Here is a 15,062-nt window from a genome sequence, read left to right as displayed (position 1 = left end):
CCGGAAGTGGGCCGAGGAAGCGTGACGTTACTCCGGAGTAAGTGAGGGGGTAAGGGATTGCAGGCCCACCGTGACCGGCCTCACGGTCCCGGCGGGACCACCTCACCGACCCGGCGTGCCCGGCCTCACCGCTCGTGGATGTGCTGGTCCCGGCCCGCCTGGTACACCCGCGCCGAGCCGGAGGCCGAGGCGTGCTGGGTGATCGCCGGCGCCGCCGGTGCTTCCTCGGGGGCGACCTCGGCGAGCAGGGCGCGCAGGTCGTCGGCGACATCCGGGCGGGCCGCGAGGAGCCGGCGGATACGGCCCTGCCAGTCCCGGCGCAGCTCGTCCTCGGTCTCGTCGTCGGCGGCGTCGCGGGCCGCGAGCAGGTCCTCGCGGGCGGCTTCGAGCTCTGCCGAGACGGCGTCGGCGCGCTCGGGGCGGGCTCGCCGCCACAGGCCCACGACTCCCTCCCGTACGCCCTGCCACGCCTCGGTGGCCATCAGCGTGACGAGCGTCGTGCCGGCGGTGCCCGCCAGCGTCGCGATCTCCGGATCCATCGGCCGTCCCCCATCTGCGTACAGCGGCTGCTCAGGTTCTTTCCGTCGCACGGTACGGGACGGCGCCCGGGTACGCAGGCAGTGCGCAGGCATTCCTCTCCAGGTCACGGGTACCGCGTACCCGGCCCGATCCTGCGTTGCCGGGCGGCGCCCCGGATCCCAGCATGGGAAGGGTCGGTTCGACGGGAAAGCCGGAGAAGGGTTGATTCATGCGGGATGCACCGGGGACCGGGACGGCGACGAGGAGCGGCGAGCGGGCGGGCGCGGCACCCTCCGACGCGAGCACGGCGCCCTCCGACGCGGGCGCACCATCCGGTACCGCGCTGTCCGACGAGGACGTGCGGACGCTGGACGCCCACTGGCGGGCGGCGAACTACCTCGCCGCGGGCCAGATCTACCTGCTGAGCAACCCGCTGCTGAGCGAGCCGCTGGTACCGAAGCACATCAAGCCCCGGCTGCTCGGCCACTGGGGCACCTCGCCCGGCCTCAACCTCGTCTACACCCACCTCAACCGGGTGATCGTCGAACGCGACCTGGACGCGATGTGCATCTGGGGACCCGGGCACGGCGGCCCCGCGGTGGTCGCCGGGTCCTGGCTGGAGGGCAGCTACTCGGAGATCTACCCGGACGTCAGCCAGGACGAGGCGGGCATGGCCCGGCTGTTCAAGCAGTTCTCGTTCCCCGGCGGGGTGCCCAGCCATGTCGCGCCCGAGACGCCGGGGTCGATCCACGAGGGCGGCGAACTGGGGTACTCGCTCTCGCACGCGTACGGGGCCGCCTTCGACAACCCCGACCTGCTCGTGGCCTGCGTCGTCGGTGACGGCGAGGCGGAGACCGGCCCGCTGGCCACCTCCTGGCACTCGAACAAGTTCCTGGACCCGGTGCACGACGGTGCGGTCCTGCCGATCCTGCACCTCAACGGCTACAAGATCGCGAACCCGACGGTGCTCGCCCGGCTCCCCGAGGAGGAGCTGGACGCGCTGCTCCGCGGGTACGGCCACGACCCGATCTACGTCACGGGTGACGAGCCGGAGGCCGTGCACCGCGCGCTGGCCGCCGCCATGGACCAGGCGCTCGATCGCATCGGCGCCCTCCAGCGCGCCGCGCGGGACGGCTCCGCCACCGCCCCGCCCGCCCGGCAGCCCTGGCCCATGATCGTGCTCCGTACGCCCAAGGGCTGGACCGGCCCGCGCACGGTCGACGGCAAGCCCGTCGAGGGCACCTGGCGCGCCCATCAGGTCCCGCTCGCCGCCACCCGCGAGAACCCCGACCACCTGCGCGAACTGGAGCGCTGGATGCGTTCCTACCGCCCCGAGGAGCTGTTCGACGAGCGGGGCGCGCCGCGTCCGGCCGTACTGCGCTGGGTACCGAAGGGCGCGCGCCGGCTGGGCGCCAACCCGCACGCCAACGGCGGCCGGCTGACCCGCTCGCTCCCGATGCCGCCGCTGAGCGAGTACGCCGTACCGGTGAAGCACCCCGGTACCGAGCTGCGCGAGCCGACCAAGGTCCTCGGGCAGCTCCTGGAACGGGTCATGGCCGACACCGCCGAGAGCCGCAACTTCCGCCTGGTGGGCCCGGACGAGACCGCGTCGAACCGGCTGCAGGCGGTGTACGCGGCATCCGGCAAGAACTGGCAGGACAAGCTGCTGGAGACCGACGAGGACCTGGACCGGCACGGCCGCGTCCTGGAGATCCTCTCCGAACACACCTGCCAGGGCTGGCTGGAGGGCTATCTCCTCACCGGCCGGCACGGCCTCTTCTCCTGCTACGAAGCCTTCGTGCACATCGTCGACTCGATGGTCAATCAGCACATCAAGTGGCTGAAGGTCACCAGCGGCCTGACCTGGCGGCAACCGATCCCCTCGCTCAACTACCTGCTCAGCTCGCACGTCTGGCGCCAGGACCACAACGGCTTCTCGCACCAGGACCCGGGCTTCGTGGACCATGTGCTCAACAAGTACCCGCCAGCTGTGCGGGTCTATCTGCCGCCGGACACCAACACCCTGCTCTCCGTGGCCGATCACGCGCTGCGCAGCCGGGACTACGTCAACGTCATCGTGGCGGGCAAGCAGCCCACCTTCGACTGGCTGGACATGGACCAGGCGATCGCGCACTGCGCGCGGGGCGCGGGCGTGTGGGAGTGGGCGGGCACCGAGCGCGACGGTGACTCCCCGGACGTGGTGCTCGCGTGCGCGGGCGACGTACCGACCCAGGAGGTACTGGCCGCCGCCGCGCTGCTCCGCGAGCACCTGCCCGACCTCGCCGTACGGGTGGTCAACGTCGTGGACATCGCGCGGCTGCTGCCCAGCGAGGACCATCCGCACGGCATGAAGGACGCCGAGTACGACGCGCTGTTCACCCCCGACCGGCCGGTGATCTTCGCGTACCACGGCTACCCCTGGCTGATCCACCGGCTCGCCTACCGCCGCACCGGCCACGCCAACCTGCACGTGCGCGGCTTCAAGGAGCACGGCACCACGACCACGCCCTTCGACATGGTGGTGATCAACGACTTGGACCGGTACCGGCTGGTCATGGACGTCATCGACCGGGTGCCGGGCCTCGCCGTACGAGCCACGGCGCTGCGCCAGCAGATGCAGGACGCCCGCACCCGCCACCACGCCTACATCCGCGAACGCGGAACCGACATGCCGGAGGTGGCGGACTGGAAGTGGCCGTACTAGGGGCGTACCGCACGCCTTACGGACCGGCAGGACAGGCGCCGGTCCGTAAGGCGACGGGCGGGGCGGGCGCCGGACCGCAGTTCTCCGGCGCCCGCCGCCGCCCGGTTTTCGGGGATGCCCGACGAGGGCTGCCAGGCCCGCCGGACATCCCCGGGTTCAGGAGACCGGGACCGTTGTGAGGTCCCAGGCAGGGAAGGGATCGTCGTACGCCGCCCAGGCCGCGGGGCCGTCGGCCAGTTCACCGGCGGTGAGCAGGGCGTCGGCCAGCGCGTCGCGCAGTGCGTCGGCCCGCAGGCCGGTACCGATGAAGACCAGCTCCTGGCCCTGTACGGCGGGCCGCTCTTCGGCGGAGTGGTCATGGTCGTGGTCGTGCACGCCCGACGGCTCGAAGCGGGCCACCGCGCCCGCCTGGGACCACAGCCCCGTGACATCGGGACGGGTCGCAAGTGTGAAGAAGCCCTTGGAGCGCAGGACGGTGCCGTACGTACCGGCGTCCAGCGGCCCGGTGATCAGGTCCCACAGCCGACCGGGGTGGAAGGGCCGCGGGTCGCGCAGCACCACGGACGAGATCCCGTACTCCTCCGTCTCCGGCACATGGTCGCCGTTGAGCTCGGCCACCCAGCCCGGCGCCTGCTCGGCCTTCGCGAGGTCGAACAGCCCGGTACCCAGGATCTCTGCGGGGTCGATCCGGCCGCGTACGGTCCGCTGGACGCGCGCCGCCGGGTTCAGCCGCCGCAGCGTGGCCTCCAGCCGGTCACCCTCCTCCGCGGAGACCAGGTCGGTCTTGTTCAGCAGGATCACATCCGCGAACTCGACCTGGTCGATCAGGAGATCGCTGACCGTCCGCTCATCGTCCTCGACCGGGGCCAGACCGCGCTCCACGAGGTCGTCGCCGCGGCCCAGTTCGTCGTCGAAGTTCACCGCGTCCACGACCGTGACCATCGTGTCCAGGTTCGCGATGTCGGTGAGCGTGGCCCCGTCGTCCCTCGCGAACGCGAAGGTCGCGGCGACCGGCATCGGCTCGGAGATGCCGCTGGACTCGATGAGCAGGTAGTCGAAGCGGCCGGCGCGGGCGAGCCGTTCGACCTCTTCGAGCAGGTCGTCCCGGAGCGTGCAGCAGATGCACCCGTTGGTCATCTCGACCAGCCGCTCCTCGGTACGGGAGAGCGCGGCGCCGTCCCGCACGAGGGAGGCGTCGATGTTGATCTCGCTCATGTCGTTGACGATGACCGCGACGCGCAGGCCCTGGCGGTTGCCGAGCACATGGTTGAGGAGGGTGGTCTTGCCGGCGCCGAGGAAACCGGAGAGCACGGTGACCGGCAGCCGGCCGTCGGGCGGCGTGTGGTTCATGCCGGGGACAGTAGCAGATGATAATCATGTTCAACAAGAGTCGGGGGCGTGACACTCGCCCACGAGTCGCGGCACACCTGGTGACACATCGGGAATTCCGGCATGGACGGGACGTCAAAACATTGTCACTACGCGGAAGTTGCTCGCCGGTAGGAAGCGGATAGGGTTCTTCCGATCTTCGCTTCTCCTGCGCCCGCAGGGCCCGTTTGCCATGCCGCGACCGCCCGAGGACCCGTTTGATGACAGCTCAGACACCCGCCCGCCCGCAGCGCGCACGCCCGCCCGTGGTGGCGGCGCTGTACGCGTTCCTCGTCGCCCTCGTCGTGACCGGCGGCGCCGTCCTGTGGGCGGTGCTCGCGGGCCCGGCGGCGCTGCGCACCGGGCTGGCGTGGGGCTGCGGCACGGTGGCGGTGGTGCTGAGCGCGCTGCTCGCGGTCACGGTGTACGCGGTGCGCACCAGCGCCCGGCACCGCGCCCGGATCGCGGAGCTGGCGGCCGCCGCCGACCGGCTCGCGGACGAGACGCTGCCCGCGGTCGTGGCCCGGCTGCGCGACGGCGCCTCGGTGGACACCGCGCTCGGCCACACCCCGATGCCCGCCGACGAGGCGCACCGCCGGATCGTGGAGACGCTGGCCACCGAGGTCGGCCGCGGCGAGCGGATGCGGGCCGCGGCGATGTCCGCCTGCGCCAGCGCCGCGGGCCGCGTCCAGGCGCTGGCCACCAGCATGCTCGCCGACCTCCGCGAGATGGAGCACCGGCACGGCGAGGAGGTCCTCGGCGACCTGCTGAAGCTGGACCACACCACCGCGCAGGCGGGCCGGCTGGCGGACAGCATCGCCGTACTGACCGGCGCCCGCTCCGGCCGCCGCTGGAACAAGCCGATCGCCATGGAGAGCATCCTGCGCGGCGCGATGGGCCGGATCAGCGCCTACCGCCGGGTGCGGCTGCACAGCAGCAGTACCGCGGCGGTGGCCGGGCACGCGGCCGAGGGCGTCATGCACGCGCTCGCCGAGATCATGGACAACGCCACCTCTTTCTCGCCGCCCACCTCGCCGGTGCACGTGTACGTCGAGGAAGCGCAGGCCGGCGTCGTGGTCAGCGTCGAGGACAGCGGCCTGGTCATGACCGAGACGGCGCTGCGCAGCGCCGAGGCCGCGGTGTCCGCCAAGACGCTGGACCTGATGTCGCTGTCCGGCACCCGGCTCGGCCTCGCCGTCGTCGGCTGCCTGGCCGGCAAGCACGGCCTGACCGTCTCGTTCCGCCCGTCGGCCCGCGGCGGTACGAGCGTGGTCGTGCTGATCCCGCAGCAGCTCATCACCCAGCCGCCGCCCAAGCCGGCCGGCGGCCGGACCGAGGTCCCCGAGGTGCCCGTCGCGGGCCTGCGCGCCGCGCACGACGCGCAGGCGCGCGAGGTGCACGAACGGGACGCGCACGACACCGGCGTGCGCGAACGCCACCCGCGCGGAAGCGACGTACCCGACCGGCCCGCCGCCCGTGAAACCCGCCCCGCCTCCGGGGCCGGCGCAGCGCGGGAAACCACCGGCCACCGCCCCACCGTCCCCGACCGGGACACGGGCGCCGCGCGCGACGGGGGCGCGTCGCGGGGCCCGGACGACCCGCACGGCGGGAGCGCGCCCCAGGACCGGGGCGTGCCCGACGTGCCCGCGCCGCGCGGCGCCGCCCCGGCGCCCGCGACGGAGTACGGACCGAGCGGACTGCCCAAGCGGCGCCGCGGCCAGACCCTGGCCGGCGCGCCCATCCCGCAGGTCCCGCAGGCCACCGGACGCACTCGCGGCCGCTCCCACGAGGAGTCAGCGGCGCGCCTGCGCTCCTTCCGCCGGGCCGTGCAGGGCGAGGCCCCGCCCGCCCGGCCCACCGCCCCCGAAAACGCCCCGAAGGACGATCCCCGATGAACACCACCGACAACCGCCTGGACTGGCTGCTGGAGAACCTCCTGCAGAAGACGCCGGGCGCCCGGCACGCGCTGGTGCTGTCCCGCGACGGCCTCAAGCTCTGCCACTCCCGGGACCTGAGCGTCGACCAGGCCGACCAGCTCGCCGCGATCGCCTCCGGCATCCAGTCGCTGTCGCACGGCGCGTCCGTGGAGTTCGGTGACGGCAGCGGCGGAGTGCGGCAGGCGATGACCGAGTTCCACGGCGGCATCCTCTTCATCGTCGAGGCCGGGCACGGCGCGCACCTGGCCGTGGTCGCCGTCGAGGACGCCGACGTCGGCGTGATCGGCTTCAACATGAACGAACTGGTCGAGCAGATCGGCGAGTACCTCAGCGCCGCGCCCCGCGAGGACGGCGGCACCGGCCTGCCGGGCCGGCCGGCGTGAGCCCGCTCGGTCCGGACGACGACCCGGACCGCCTCTACACCGTCACCGGCGGCCGCAGCCGGGCCGCCGGGAGCCGCTTCGACCTGGTCACGCTGATCGTGGCCGAGTGCGAGCCGGCACCCGGCATGCAGTCCGAGCACGTCCGCATCCTGGAGCTGGCCCGGCGCCCGACGGCGGTCGTGGAGCTGTCGGCGGCGCTGCGGCTGCCGGTGAGCGTCGTACGGATCCTGCTGACCGACCTGCTCGACACGGGCCGGATCACCGCCCGCCATCCGCGCACGGCCGCCCGGGCCGAGCTGCCCGAACCCGACCTGCTGAAGGAGGTGCTCGATGCACTCCAACGTCTCTGACGGCGCGGCCGGCGCCACCTTGGAGGAGGACGTACGGGCCCCGCTGCACCAGTCCGCCGACAACGGCCTGAAGATCGTGATCGTCGGCGGTTTCGGCGTCGGCAAGACCACCATGGTCCGCTCGGTCAGCGAGATCCGCCCCCTCAACACCGAGGAGACGATGACCCAGGCGGGCGTCGGCGTGGACGACCCGGCCGGCGTCGAGGCCAAGTCGACGACCACCGTCGCCTTCGACTTCGGCCGCATCACGATCAACGACCGCAACGTCCTGTACCTCTTCGGCGCCCCCGGCCAGGAGCGTTTCTGGTTCCTGTGGGACCGGCTCTTCGCGGGGACGCTGGGCGCCGTGGTGCTGGTCGACACCCGGCGGCTGCACGACTCCTGGTACGCGATCGACCGCCTGGAGGCGCACGGGATGCCGTTCATCGTCGCGCACAACGACTTCGGCGGCGAGCAGCACACCCTGGAGCAGATCCGGGACGCGCTGGACCTCTCCCCGCACGTCCCGCTGGTCTCCTGCGACGCCCGCGACAGGGAGTCCAGCAAGCAGGTGCTGATCTCCCTCGTCCGCCACCTGTACGCGCTCGCCGCCCAGTGACCCATCGCACGACCCGAGTTCAGGAGGGTGCACCGTGACCGAAGCGCCGCAGACCGCCGGCTGCCCCGTGACCGCCGGGGCCGTACCGCTGTACGGCGAGGGGCTGAGCGGCGATCCGGCCCGGCTGTACCGGGAGATGCGCAGCCGGCACGGCGCGGTCGTACCGATCCTGCTGGACGGCGGCTTCCCGGCCTGGTTCGTGATCGGCTACCGCGAGCTGCACCAGGTCACCTCCGACCCCGAGCTGTTCGCCCGCGACTCGCGCCGCTGGCACGCCTGGGACCAGGTGCCGGACGACTGGCCGCTGCTGCCGTTCGTCGGGTACCAGCCGTCGGTGATGTTCGCCGAGGGAGCCGAGCACCAGCGCCGGGCCGGGGCGATCAGCGACGCGCTGCTGGCCATCGACCAGTTCGAGCTGCGGCAGATCTGCGAACGCATCGCGGACGGGCTGGTCGACTCCTTCGCCGGGCGCGGCGAAGCGGACCTGATGGCCGAGTACGCGCTGCGGCTGCCGCTGCTGGTCGTCGCCGAGCTGTACGGCGCGCCGACAGGCGAAGTGCCGGACCTGGTGCGGGACATCGCCGAGTCGCTGGACGTGGGCGACGGCGCGATCGACGCGCACCAGCGGGTCGCGGCCCGGATGGCGCGGCTGGTCCGCGTGAAGCGCGGGCGGCCCGGTCCCGACGTCCCCTCGCGGCTGCTGGCCCACGCGGCGGGACTGACCGCCGAGGAGGTGGTCATCGACCTGCTGGTGGTGATGGCCGCGGCGCAGCAGCCGACCGCCAACTGGATCGGCAACACGCTGCGGCTGATGCTGACCGACGACCGGTTCGCGGTCAGCCTGACCGGTGGGCGGCGCAGCGTGGGCCAGGCGCTGAACGAGGTGCTGTGGGAGGACACCCCCACGCAGAACTTCATCGGGCGCTGGGCGGCCCGCGACACCCAGCTCGGCGGCCACCGCATCAAGGCCGGTGACCTGCTCGTACTGGGGCTGGCCGCGGCCAACAACGACCCGCTGGTGCGGCCGGACTTCACCGCGGCGCACGCCGACGGCAACCAGGCGCACATGGCGTTCAGCCACGGCGAGCACGCCTGCCCCTACCCGGCTCCGCAGCTAGCGGAGGTGATCGCGCGGGCGGCGGTGGAAGTACTGCTGGACCGGCTGCCCGACGTGGTGCTCGCGGTGCCCGACGCGGACCTGGTCTGGCACCCGTCGCTGTGGATGCGCGGGCTGACGGGCCTGCCGGTGACATTCACGCCTACGTACACGCCGGGGCCCGCCTGACCCGGCCTGAGGTCCGCTGTCCGGGGCACGGGCCGTACGGGGCGTACCCGTACGGCCCTTTGCCCGCCCGCCTCAGCCCACCGGCGTGAAGCGGACCGGCAGCGCGTCCAGGCCGCGGGTGAAGACGCCCTGCTCGCGCGGGGTGTAGCCGTCCTCGATCACCATGTCCGGCAGCGCGTCGAGGAGCTGCCCGACGCCGGCCTCCACCTCGGCCTTGGCCAGCAGCGCGCCGACGCAGAAGTGCCGGCCGAGCGCGAAGGCCAGGTGATCGGCGGCGGCGGAGAAGGCCGTCGTCGTCTTCAGGTCGTCGCGGAAGATGTTGAAGGTGTCCGGGTCCGCGTACCGCCGGTCGTCCCGGCCCGCCGCGCCGATCAGGCAGGTCACGGTGGCCCCGGCGGGCACCTTGCCGCCGCCGATCACGACGTCCTCCGCCGGCTGCCGCATGATCATGTGCACCGGGGGCGTGTACCGCAGCGTCTCGGCGAAGGCCCGCTCGATCAGCGACCGGTCCTCCCGCACGGCGGCGAGCTGCTCCGGGTGGCGCAGCAGGTTGTGCATGACGCTGGAGATCGCCTTGTCGGTGGTCTCGCCGCCCGCGGCCAGCAGCAGGCTGCAGAACGCCTTGATGTCCTCGTCGCTCATCGCCGTACCGTCGATCTCCGCGGTGCACAGCGTGGAGAGCAGATCGTCGCCGGGGTTCGCGCGCCGCTCCCGGATGATCGGCAGCATGTACGCGGCGAACTCCTGCTGCGTCCGCAGCCCGGCCGCGGCCACGTCCGGGTCCTGGCTGAGGTTGCCGAGGAAGCCGATGATCGCGGTGTACCAGCGGTGGAAACGGTCGTAGTCGGCGCGGTCCAGGCCGAGCATGTCGACGATGACGTTGACCGGGAAGCGGGTCGCGAACTCTGCGACGAGGTCGGCCCGGCCCGCGTCGCGGAAGCCGTCGATCAGCTCGCGCGCGTTGCGCTCGATGACCGGCTGGAAGGTCTCCTGGAGGGGGACGCCGCGGAAGGCGGGCGCGACCAGCGCCCGGCGCACGGAGTGCTCGCGGCCGCTCATCTGCAGGATGGTCCGGCCGTGCACCGGCTCGAGCTGCCAGTCGTAGTTCTCGGTGGTGAACGCCGGGTCCTTGAAGGCCCGTTCGACGTCCTCGTAGCGAGAGACGATGTAGCTCTGGGTGGGCTCGTGGTGGAGCAGCGGGAAGTCGTCACGCATGACGCGGTACGCGGCGTACGGATCCGCCATGAACTCCGGCGACAGTATGTCCGGCGCTTCTCGGTTCGGCGCTTCTCGGTTCGCGGCCAAGAACGCTCCCTGGGAGTGTGTGGGTGGGGTCCTGCGGTCCTCACCAAGATCGTTCCTGCCCGGCGCGCTTTCAAGACCGCCTCCGCATTCCGTTCGGACACACCGCGCTGACCTGCGGCGATGCGCAACTGCCGGGGGAATGACAACGGGTACCGATGCAGCCTTTGGATCTTTTGCCGAAGTGCGGTTTGCTTCGTTCGAGCGCCTTTGCGGCAGCATGCCGCCCGACGCAGGAGGGAGTGGGCCATGGCGGGGCACGCCCACGCGCACGGTGATCACTCGGGCCACTCGCACACGGTGGCCGCGGACGCGGACCGCCGCTGGCTGCGGGCCGCGCTGATCCTGATCACCGCCTTCATGGCCGTCGAGGTCGTGATCGGCTTCGTCGCCCGGTCCCTGGCGCTGATCTCCGACGCCGCCCACATGCTCACCGACGCCGCCTCGATCGTGCTCGCGCTGATCGCCATGCGGCTGGCGGCCCGCCCGGCCCGCGGCGGTTACACGTACGGCCTCAAGCGCGCCGAGATCCTCTCCGCGCAGGCCAACGGCGTCACGCTGCTGGTGCTGTCGGTCTGGCTGGCGTACGAGGCGGTCCACCGGCTCGTCGAACCGCCCGAGGTCACCGGCGGCCTGGTCCTGGTCACCGCCCTCGCCGGGGTCGTGGTGAACCTCGTCGCGACCTGGTGCATCTCCAAGGCCAACCGCTCCAGCCTGAACGTCGAGGGCGCCTACCAGCACATCCTCACCGACCTCTTCGGCTTCATCGCCACGGCGGTGGCCGGTGCGGTCGTGCTGACCACCGGCTTCGCCCGGGCGGACGCCATCGCGTCGCTGCTCGTGGTCGCGCTGATGCTCAAGGCCGGTATCGGCCTGGTCCGCGACTCGGGCCGGATCTTCATGGAGGCCGCGCCCGCCGGGGTGGACCCGGACGCGCTGGGCGACCGGCTGGTCGCCGCCGACCAGGTCGTGGAGATCCACGACCTGCACATCTGGGAGATCACCTCCGGCGACCCCGCGCTCTCCGCGCACGTCCTGGTCGCGCCGGGCGGCGACTGCCACAAGGTCCGCCGGACGCTGCAGGAGCTGCTCGCCGCGGAGTACGGCATCACGCACGCCACGCTCCAGGTCGACCACCTGGGCGAACAGGACAGCGGCGGGGAGCTGCTGCGCATCGGGGACCGCCAGGCCCCGGACACCGCGGACCAGCCCTCCGGCGCCCACTGCGCCGACACGCACGGACCGGTACACCGGCCGGGGCCGCACGACCACTGAACGGCCGTCCGAAAACGACGCGTCGGCGGGCGGCGCGGCGCCGGACTTCTGCGCGCCTGTGATGAGGTGGTGGTGCCGGGTTACTCGGGGCGGGTGCCGCTAGTCGGGACAGGTGCCGATTACGCAGGACGGGTGCGGATTACTCGGGACGAGCACCGATTGCTCGGTACCGGTTCTGGTTTCACGTGAAACGGAGGAGACATGGCAGCGAGCGCGCCGGCCCGCACCGGTGCCCCGCCCGCACGCCGCGTACCGGCCCTCCACCGGCCGCGCACCCTCCTGGCCACCGTGCTGCTGGTCCTCGGCTGTCTCCTGGCCCCACCGGCCCTCGCCACGGGCTGGGCACGCGCCGAACTGACCGACACCGCCCGCTACACCGCCACCACCGCACCGCTCTCCCGCGACCCGGCCGTCCAGCGGAACATGGTCACCGCGATCACCGACGGCGTGATGCGCCGGGTGGACCTGTCGTCGCTGGTGGACGCCGTGCCGCCGGCCGATCGTCCCGCGGTGCGGGAGCGGTTCACCCGCGGCATACGGGAGTTCGTGGCCACCCAGATCCGCGGCGTGGTCACCTCACGTTCCTTTCCCGCCCTGTGGAGCCGCGTCAACGGCACCACGCATGCCTCCCTCGTCACCGCGCTCGCCTCACCCGGCGACCGGTCCGTGGTGCTCGACCTGCAGCCCGTCGTCGACCGGGCCCGGGCCCGCCTCGTCCACACCGTGCCGGCCGGAGCCCGCCTGATCCAGCGGGTCCATGTCTCCGGCACCACGCTCGTACTGCTGCGGTCCGACGAGGTCGCCGAGGCCCGCGGCCCGTACGCGGCGGTGCGGACGCTCGGCCGGCTGCTGCCCGTCGCGGCGGTGCTGAGCCTGGCGGCCGGGCTGCTGCTGGCACCGCGCCGCCGACGGGCACTGATCGGTACGGGCCTGGGCTGCGCGGCGGGCGGCGTGCTCCTGCTCGCCGCGTTCGCCGCCGCCCGCGGCTACGCCCTGGACGCGCTGCCACCGGCGGTGACCGGCGCGGCGGGCTCGGCGGTGTACGACACGCTCACCGCGAGCGCCCGGCTCGGCGGCGGGGCGCTGCTCGCCACGGGGCTCACCGCGGGGTGCGCCGCCGTCCTGTCGGGAGTCCTGGCCCGGCGCGTGCGGGCCCGCCGGGCGCTCAGAGGCCGATGACGGTCTTGCCCTGCGCCCGGCCCGTGCGGCTGCGGGCGAGGGCCGCCGGGGCGTCCTCGAGCTGCACCTCGCTGGTGATCAGGACGGTGAGCCGGCCCGCGTCGAGCTGGTCGGCGAGGATGGACAGGAGCTGCGGCGAGGGTCGGTTCTCGAAGTTGAAGCCGCGCAGGTTGTGCTCGATGAGCATGTCCGTGTCGGCCGCGCCGACGGTGGACACGACCGTGCCCCCGTCCCGTACGACCCGCGTCATGTCCGCGAACGCTTCCGGCCCGCTGACCAGGTCGATCAGGATGTCCACGCCGTCCGGGTGGGCCGCCAGCACCTGCTGGGCCACCGGGCCCTGGGTGTGGTCCACCGTGACCGCCGCGCCGAACTGCCCCATCAGCTCCGCGCTGCCCGCCCGGGCCGTGGCGATCACCTCGGCGCCGCGCTGCGCCGCGAGCTGCGTGACGAACGTGCCGACGCCGCCGGTCGCGCCCACGACCAGCACCCGCTTGCCCTCCGCGACCCGGGTCTCCTCGACGAGGTTGTACGCGGCCGTACCGGCCGTCGGCACCGCAGCCGAGGTCGCGTACGTGACGTTGCGCGGCGCGGGGGCGACCGCGTCCTCGGCGGCGACGGCGTAGTCGGCGTACGCACCGCCGCCCCTGCCGACCAGTTGGAACTGCCCGAAGACCTGGTCGCCGACCGTGCAGCGGCGCACGTCGGGGCCGACCGCGACCACCTCGCCCGCCCCGTCGGCCCCCAGGATCAGCGGGAAGGAGTGTGGCACGGCGTCCTTCAGCATGCCGTCGGCGATCTTCCAGTCGGTCGGATTCAGCCCGGCGACCGCCATCGCGACCAGCACCTCGCCGGGTCCCGGCTCGGGCTGTGGCAGGTCCATCAGCTCGGGCTCGGCCCCGAAGGCACTGACTGCTACGGCTCTCATCGTGGCGTTCCTTCCACCTCTCCGTACCCCGGCCCCTGTCCGGCCCCTGCCGCCAAGGATCGTAAGCACGCCGGTGGCCCCGGCGCGGCAGGAGAAAGGGCCGTGCCCCGGAAGCAACTCGTACGGCCCCCAGGGGCGGCCTTGGCGCGGCGGCAAGGGGTTTGACGCACGGCCGGTGCGGTTACCCCTCCCCCTCATGAAGGGCGACAAGGCAGACGGGCGCCCCCACGGCGGGCGCGCGAAGGACGAGGAGACCGTACGGGCCGGCCGGCGCACCGTCGCGATCAGCCGCCCGGACAAGGTGCTCTTCCCCGACGACGGCATTACGAAGCTGGACGTGGCCGAGCACTACGAGGCCGTCGCCCCGCGCGCGCTGCCGCATCTGCGCGGCCGCCCCCTGATGATGGAGCGCCACCCGGACGGCATCGGCGGCCGCCCGCTGATGCAGAAGAACGCGCCGGACTACTTCCCCGACTGGGTGCGCACCTCCGTCCAGGAGAAGGCCGGCGGCAAGGTCACGCACGTCGTCTGCGACGACGCCGCCACGCTCGTGTACCTCGCCGGACAGGCATCGCTCACCCAGCACCGCTGGCTGTCCCGGGAGGACTCCCCCAACGACCCCGACCTCCTGATCGTCGACCTGGACCCGTCGGAGGGCGCGGACTTCGAGGACGTGCGCTGGGCGGCCGGGCGGGTCTGCGCGCTGTGGGACGAACTCCGGCTGCCGGCCCGGCTGATGACCACCGGCTCGCGCGGCCTGCACGTCATCGCGCCGCTGGACGGCAAGTCGGACTACGACGCGGTACGGGACTTCGCGCACCGCGCCGCCGAGCTGCTCGCCGACCGGCACCCCGACCGGCTCACCACCGAGCAGCGCAAGGCCGACCGCCCCACGAAGGGCGGCCGCGGCCGCATCTACCTCGACGTACAGCGCAACGCCTACGCGCAGACCGCGGTCGCGCCCTACAGCGTCCGCGCCAAGCCGGGCGCGCCGGTGGCCATGCCGATCACCCGTGAGGAACTGGACGACCCGGAGCTGCATGCCCAGCGCTGGACGCTGCGTACGGCGCCCGAGCGGCTGGCGGCGGCCGACCCGTGGTCCGGTGACGGCTGGCGCGGCCGGTCGGTGAGCGCGGCGGCGAAGCGGCTGCCGGAGGAGTGAGGCACCGACCGCGCGGACGGAGCGGGCCGCCTGTCCCCCCACGGCAGGCGGCCCGCTCCGTACCGGCGGACC

Annotated in this window: 13 protein-coding genes; 9 read left to right on the top strand and 4 right to left on the bottom strand. The window is 73.0% G+C overall.

Features of this window, described 5'->3' with window-relative positions:
- Nucleotides 1–125: 125 nt before the first annotated feature.
- On the bottom strand, nucleotides 126–539 hold the full coding sequence (locus IG84_RS0101490) for a hypothetical protein (RefSeq protein WP_031050260.1): 414 nt from the start codon (nucleotides 537–539) through the stop codon (nucleotides 126–128).
- 209 nt (nucleotides 540–748) lie between these two features.
- Here IG84_RS0101490 and IG84_RS0101485 point away from each other — a divergent pair, with 209 nt between their 5' ends.
- On the top strand, nucleotides 749–3,223 hold the full coding sequence (locus IG84_RS0101485) for a phosphoketolase family protein (protein ID WP_078648532.1): 2,475 nt from the start codon (nucleotides 749–751) through the stop codon (nucleotides 3,221–3,223).
- A 156-nt stretch (nucleotides 3,224–3,379) separates the two neighbouring features.
- On the opposite strand, the gene IG84_RS0101480 is transcribed toward IG84_RS0101485, so the two are convergent.
- Nucleotides 3,380–4,573 (bottom strand): GTP-binding protein, encoded by a 1,194-nt coding sequence (locus IG84_RS0101480; protein WP_031050257.1) that lies wholly within the window; start codon nucleotides 4,571–4,573, stop codon nucleotides 3,380–3,382.
- A 239-nt stretch (nucleotides 4,574–4,812) separates the two neighbouring features.
- Between IG84_RS0101480 and IG84_RS39450 the strand changes: the two genes are divergently transcribed.
- The 5 genes from IG84_RS39450 to IG84_RS0101455 are packed head-to-tail and all read left to right on the top strand — an operon-like array spanning nucleotide 4,813 to nucleotide 9,144.
- A complete protein-coding gene (locus IG84_RS39450; RefSeq protein WP_078648531.1) occupies nucleotides 4,813–6,486 on the top strand; it encodes a sensor histidine kinase in 1,674 nt (557 codons plus the stop codon).
- Nucleotides 6,483–6,911 carry a roadblock/LC7 domain-containing protein gene (locus IG84_RS0101470; protein ID WP_031050252.1) on the top strand — a complete coding sequence of 143 codons (429 nt, stop codon included), beginning with the start codon at nucleotides 6,483–6,485 and terminating at the stop codon, nucleotides 6,909–6,911. The genes IG84_RS39450 and IG84_RS0101470 overlap by 4 nt, the downstream gene beginning before the upstream one ends.
- Nucleotides 6,908–7,261: a DUF742 domain-containing protein gene (locus IG84_RS0101465; RefSeq protein WP_030259166.1), complete on the top strand. Its 354-nt coding sequence runs from the start codon at nucleotides 6,908–6,910 to the stop codon at nucleotides 7,259–7,261. Before IG84_RS0101470 ends, IG84_RS0101465 begins: the two co-directional genes overlap by 4 nt.
- Nucleotides 7,242–7,859 (top strand): GTP-binding protein, encoded by a 618-nt coding sequence (locus IG84_RS0101460; RefSeq protein WP_031050249.1) that lies wholly within the window; start codon nucleotides 7,242–7,244, stop codon nucleotides 7,857–7,859. Before IG84_RS0101465 ends, IG84_RS0101460 begins: the two co-directional genes overlap by 20 nt.
- A 34-nt stretch (nucleotides 7,860–7,893) precedes the next feature.
- Nucleotides 7,894–9,144 (top strand): cytochrome P450, encoded by a 1,251-nt coding sequence (locus IG84_RS0101455; RefSeq protein ID WP_051861234.1) that lies wholly within the window; start codon nucleotides 7,894–7,896, stop codon nucleotides 9,142–9,144.
- 72 nt (nucleotides 9,145–9,216) lie between these two features.
- Here the strand turns inward: IG84_RS0101455 and IG84_RS0101450 are convergent, their stop codons facing one another.
- Nucleotides 9,217–10,389: a cytochrome P450 gene (locus IG84_RS0101450; RefSeq protein WP_051861231.1), complete on the bottom strand. Its 1,173-nt coding sequence runs from the start codon at nucleotides 10,387–10,389 to the stop codon at nucleotides 9,217–9,219.
- Nucleotides 10,390–10,695: 306 nt separating this feature from the next.
- Between IG84_RS0101450 and IG84_RS0101445 the strand changes: the two genes are divergently transcribed.
- Nucleotides 10,696–11,721 (top strand): cation diffusion facilitator family transporter, encoded by a 1,026-nt coding sequence (locus IG84_RS0101445; protein ID WP_031050241.1) that lies wholly within the window; start codon nucleotides 10,696–10,698, stop codon nucleotides 11,719–11,721.
- Between the two features lie 201 nt (nucleotides 11,722–11,922).
- Nucleotides 11,923–12,900 carry a hypothetical protein gene (locus IG84_RS0101440; RefSeq protein ID WP_031050238.1) on the top strand — a complete coding sequence of 326 codons (978 nt, stop codon included), beginning with the start codon at nucleotides 11,923–11,925 and terminating at the stop codon, nucleotides 12,898–12,900.
- On the opposite strand, the gene IG84_RS0101435 is transcribed toward IG84_RS0101440, so the two are convergent.
- Nucleotides 12,887–13,828 (bottom strand): NADP-dependent oxidoreductase, encoded by a 942-nt coding sequence (locus tag IG84_RS0101435; RefSeq protein WP_031050235.1) that lies wholly within the window; start codon nucleotides 13,826–13,828, stop codon nucleotides 12,887–12,889. The genes IG84_RS0101440 and IG84_RS0101435 overlap by 14 nt on opposite strands.
- A 196-nt stretch (nucleotides 13,829–14,024) precedes the next feature.
- On the opposite strand from IG84_RS0101435, the gene ligD reads away from it, so the two are divergent.
- Nucleotides 14,025–14,990 (top strand): non-homologous end-joining DNA ligase, encoded by a 966-nt coding sequence (gene ligD / locus IG84_RS0101430; RefSeq protein ID WP_037798947.1) that lies wholly within the window; start codon nucleotides 14,025–14,027, stop codon nucleotides 14,988–14,990.
- The last annotated feature ends 72 nt before the right edge of the window (nucleotides 14,991–15,062 follow it).

Origin of the sequence: Streptomyces ochraceiscleroticus (genome assembly GCF_000720485.1) — a bacterium.
GTDB classification, from domain to species: domain Bacteria; phylum Actinomycetota; class Actinomycetes; order Streptomycetales; family Streptomycetaceae; genus Streptomyces; species Streptomyces ochraceiscleroticus.
Note: the sequence above shows the minus strand (reverse complement) of the source record. Positions and strands in the feature narration are given on the sequence as shown.

Excerpts from the sequence above, each read along its gene's own strand:
- IG84_RS0101460 (WP_031050249.1), top strand. The coding sequence starts at position 7,242 with ATGCACTCCAACGTCTCTGACGGCGCGGCCGGCGCCACCTTGGAGGAG.
- ligD (WP_037798947.1), top strand. The coding sequence starts at position 14,025 with ATGAAGGGCGACAAGGCAGACGGGCGCCCCCACGGCGGGCGCGCGAAG.
- IG84_RS0101470 (WP_031050252.1), top strand. The coding sequence starts at position 6,483 with ATGAACACCACCGACAACCGCCTGGACTGGCTGCTGGAGAACCTCCTG.
- IG84_RS0101440 (WP_031050238.1), top strand. The coding sequence starts at position 11,923 with ATGGCAGCGAGCGCGCCGGCCCGCACCGGTGCCCCGCCCGCACGCCGC.
- IG84_RS0101485 (WP_078648532.1), top strand. The coding sequence starts at position 749 with ATGCGGGATGCACCGGGGACCGGGACGGCGACGAGGAGCGGCGAGCGG.
- IG84_RS39450 (WP_078648531.1), top strand. The coding sequence starts at position 4,813 with ATGACAGCTCAGACACCCGCCCGCCCGCAGCGCGCACGCCCGCCCGTG.
- IG84_RS0101435 (WP_031050235.1), bottom strand. The coding sequence starts at position 13,828 with ATGAGAGCCGTAGCAGTCAGTGCCTTCGGGGCCGAGCCCGAGCTGATG.
- IG84_RS0101445 (WP_031050241.1), top strand. The coding sequence starts at position 10,696 with ATGGCGGGGCACGCCCACGCGCACGGTGATCACTCGGGCCACTCGCAC.
- IG84_RS0101480 (WP_031050257.1), bottom strand. The coding sequence starts at position 4,573 with ATGAACCACACGCCGCCCGACGGCCGGCTGCCGGTCACCGTGCTCTCC.
- IG84_RS0101490 (WP_031050260.1), bottom strand. The coding sequence starts at position 539 with ATGGATCCGGAGATCGCGACGCTGGCGGGCACCGCCGGCACGACGCTC.
- IG84_RS0101450 (WP_051861231.1), bottom strand. The coding sequence starts at position 10,389 with ATGGCGGATCCGTACGCCGCGTACCGCGTCATGCGTGACGACTTCCCG.